At 42.7% G+C, this 3608-nt stretch carries 4 protein-coding genes; 1 reads left to right on the top strand and 3 read right to left on the bottom strand.

The annotated features are described in order from the left end of the window. Nucleotides 1–299, top strand: a 299-nt coding sequence (locus A3763_RS28795) for a hypothetical protein (protein WP_068760253.1), incomplete at its 5' end; no start/stop codon positions are given. Here A3763_RS28795 and A3763_RS17320 read toward each other — a convergent pair. From A3763_RS17320 to A3763_RS27665, 3 genes are all read right to left on the bottom strand, one after another. Further along, a complete protein-coding gene (locus tag A3763_RS17320; RefSeq protein WP_068512475.1) occupies nucleotides 296–871 on the bottom strand; it encodes a hypothetical protein in 576 nt (191 codons plus the stop codon). The genes A3763_RS28795 and A3763_RS17320 overlap by 4 nt on opposite strands. Before the next feature lie 177 nt (nucleotides 872–1048). Next, nucleotides 1049–2956, bottom strand: a complete 1908-nt coding sequence (locus A3763_RS17315; protein WP_231872234.1) for an EAL domain-containing protein — start codon at nucleotides 2954–2956, stop codon at nucleotides 1049–1051. A gap of 268 nt (nucleotides 2957–3224) precedes the next feature. Further along, nucleotides 3225–3608 (bottom strand): helix-hairpin-helix domain-containing protein (locus A3763_RS27665; RefSeq protein WP_197482946.1); only part of this gene is annotated, 384 nt, incomplete at its 5' end.

Here is a 3608-nt window from a genome sequence, read left to right as displayed (position 1 = left end):
TGGATTACGCCGACGGCCTGAAAAACGTTCTAATTCAAAAAATAAATAAAACCGAAAAGAGCTTATATAGCTTAAAGCTGGACTATTGCCGCTTTGTATATGGCTTATCTCATCGCTCTAAAGTTATGTATGATCAGGTAGTTTATCAAGTTAGATCTGTTGATCTTGATTCGATGACTCGAAGCGATGGCGGTGAATGGAGTCGCCCGGTAATAAGTGCTGTGAGAATTGAAGATAACCGACCGGTCAATAATGAGGCCGTTGATTTAGGCCGGAATTGGGAGCTATTTGCCGGTTAGGCAAATATTCCCCACTCATCAAGCTGTGCACTCAACGACATTTCCTTAGGAATACGGTCATAGCTTGACCAGTTCTTGGCAGCCTTCGCGCCAGCTCTAACCATTAAGTCGTTGTCACTACTAAGTTTTCGGTAGAGTGCTTCCCTGTAGTAGGCGAGCGCATTTTCTGTCGTCAAATTTAAATTAGACTTTAATACCAACATCGCTATCTCTTTCCTGCTTTGAGTGCCGCACTTTGCTTCTTTGCCAATCAAATCGATTGCTCCAATCAGGTAAAGGCTAATCGCTTCGCGTAACCAAGACAGATTCTCCTGGTGCAGGTCACCATAATTTCTTTTGATGTCTAACAGCTGGATGCCAGAAAAGGTTTGAGCTTTTTTAAGACTTTCCATCTTGGTTTCGTACTCTTGATTATCGACAACATCGCCTTGCATCAAGCGCTTAATCACTCTGTCAATATGCCCGCTCTCTGCGTAGCCAGCAGCTGTGTATAAGTTATGTACGCGGAAGGCAAGTGTGCCGAGCAAAGTAAGTAATGCTATTTCAAGGCTATGTATGAAAACAACCAGCATTGTTTAGTCTCCAAATTCTCAAATGTGACGACATTATACATCATGTAATTCTATGTAAATGGAATTGGGTAGCGTTAAGCTAGAGTACAGGTTCACACAAGTGCAGCGGATTTACAGTGTTTTACATTTTTGATTAGTGCTGGGGGAGGGGCAATAGACTACTTAAGAAGAGGATGCTTAAGCAGTCTTTAGGTCACTTTCAATGAAGAAATTATGCATTTTCTTGAAGGTCAATGGCCGGCTAAAGAAGTATCCTTGAGCATAGTCGCATTTATTGATTACCAAGAAGTCTCTTTGGTCGATATTTTCAACGCCTTCTGCAACGACCTTCAGGTTAAGTTTATGTGCAACGGCAATGACCGCAGACGCGATTTCCATGGCATTGAGGTCATCAGGAATATCGTAAACAAATGACTGGTCAATTTTCAGAATATCTACAGGTAGGCTCTTTAAATAACTTAAAGAGGAGTAGCCTGAACCAAAGTCATCGATGGTAATAGTGGAACCAGTAGATTTGATGCTATTGAGTTGAGCTATGACAGCATCAATGTCATTCATTAGCATACTTTCGGTTACTTCTATTTCCAGGTTTTCTGCGGCGAGGCCTGAATGCTCGAGGGCGCTTGAAACAACATTTACCAGTTCCGGGTCATCAAACTGGCGTGGCGATAAGTTAACTGCAACTCTCAATGAGCGACCAGTTAGGGCATTTAATTGCATGATTTCTTTACATGCGTTTCTCAGCACCCATTCACCAATTTGTACGATCAAGCCGGTCTCTTCGGCTACGGGAATAAAGTCAGCAGGGGAAATGTCTCCCTTCGTCGCATGCTCCCAGCGTATCAGAGCTTCAACGCTAGATATTTCACCCGTCTTCAGATTAATTTGAGGCTGATAGTTTAGGTAAAAGTCGTTATTTTTAATTGCTTCACGTAATTCATTTTCAATTTCCAGAAGCTTGTTTGCGCGGAGGTTTAAGGCTTCAGTAAAGAAGTGGTAGCCATCTCGACCGTTCTCTTTAGCCATATATAAGGCAAGGTCGGCGTTCTTCATGAGCGTTTCGCTATTGATGCTGTCTGTTGGTGCTAAGGTAATGCCGATACTTGTTGATACAATCACCTCATGTTTACCCAACCTAACTGGTTCCTTAAGAGTGTCCAGGATCGTTTGAGCAATGGCAGATATTTTATCGATATCGGATATATCGTTAAGCAGAATGGTAAATTCATCCCCCCCTAAACGGGCAACTGTATCTTGCTTTCGAACACAGGATTTTAAACGGTCAGCAACCGTAAGCAGTAATTGATCACCTGCCTGGTGTCCCAGCGTGTCGTTGATGCGTTTAAATTGGTCTAGGTCGAGAAAGAACAGCGCTGTCAGTTTTTGATGTCGTCGTGCATTAAGAATGGATTGGTGCAGTCGATCAATAAAAAGCCGACGGTTTGCTAAACCGGTCAGGGAGTCAAAAAGAGCCAAGTGCTCCATTTTCTGGGTAGCTTCTTTTAAGGCTGTGACGTCAACGGCGGACAGGACGTAACTACTAATTTCGTTATGTTTATCATAGACGGCCGAGATCGTAATAGTGTTCCAGAAAACGCTAGAATCTTTCTTAGAGCAAAGAATTTCACCTTCCCAACTATCTTGTTTTTGCAGGAAGCCGCTATCGAGAGCACAAATATCAGCTGCGCAATGTTCAGAGCTTGGTTTGAGAATGCCGATTGGCTTATTTACGATTTCGTCGCGTTGGTAGCCCGTTATTTGGCAAAACTTGTCATTTACATATTCAATCAAGCCTGAGCTGCTTGTAATAACAATACTGGAACCACTATTTGTTACCGCGCTACTTAGTTTCGACATGAGTTGTTCGGTAGCTTCATGCGACTTTACGTTGTTTTTTAGCCGGGCATTAAGACGGAACAAAATGAAGCACAGTGTCCCAAACAATGCTGCCAGTCCTGCACTTGCCATGAGTTTCAATAGCATTGTCGAGCTTTCAGTATCCTCAACCGATACCGCAGCTAACACTGGCGAAGTTATCGCGAGAGTTGAAAGAAATGTCAGACCTTTATGAATCGGCTTATGCAAAGTAGTTACCAAAGCAAATTAGTTATATGTGTAAGTTATAAGTAAATTGTATGGTAATTTTCAAGAATGAAAAACACGACTTGGTTATAGACTTGTAACGATGTGACGTACAACGTTACAAAATAGTTACAGTAAGTAATTGTATTTCAAAACAATGTGAAATATGGGTTAACAAACTGGAAGGTCGGGGAATAGAGAGAATTTTTGGGTGTAAATGGAAGGCCATAACAGGAGAGTTATGGCCTAATGTTTAATTGCTTCTACGAGGCTATTTAGCTTTGTTCAGCTCTGCAGCTTGTTTTTGCCACGTGTCAGAACCTCTGACTTTGCTGAACTCCTCAAGTGCTTTTTTATCTTTTGCTGAAGGCTTGGCCAATTGCTCGATTGATGTGATACCGGCTGCTATAAGTTTCTTTTCTAAAGCTGGTCCAACACCATTGAGTGCAGTCAATTTCAACGGAGACTTTGTAGCAGGAGCTGCTTTCTTAGCTGGAGTCGCTTTCTTAGCCGGAGCTGCTTTCTTAGCTGGAGTCGCTTTCTTAGCCGGAGCTACTTTCTTAGCTGGAGTCGCTTTCTTAGCCGGAGCTGCTTTTTTAGCCGGAGCTGCTTTCTTAGCCGGAGCCGCTTTCTTCGCAGGAGCCTTTGCTTCGAC

Source organism: Oleiphilus sp. HI0128 (assembly GCF_001635365.1).
Note: the sequence above shows the minus strand (reverse complement) of the source record. Positions and strands in the feature narration are given on the sequence as shown.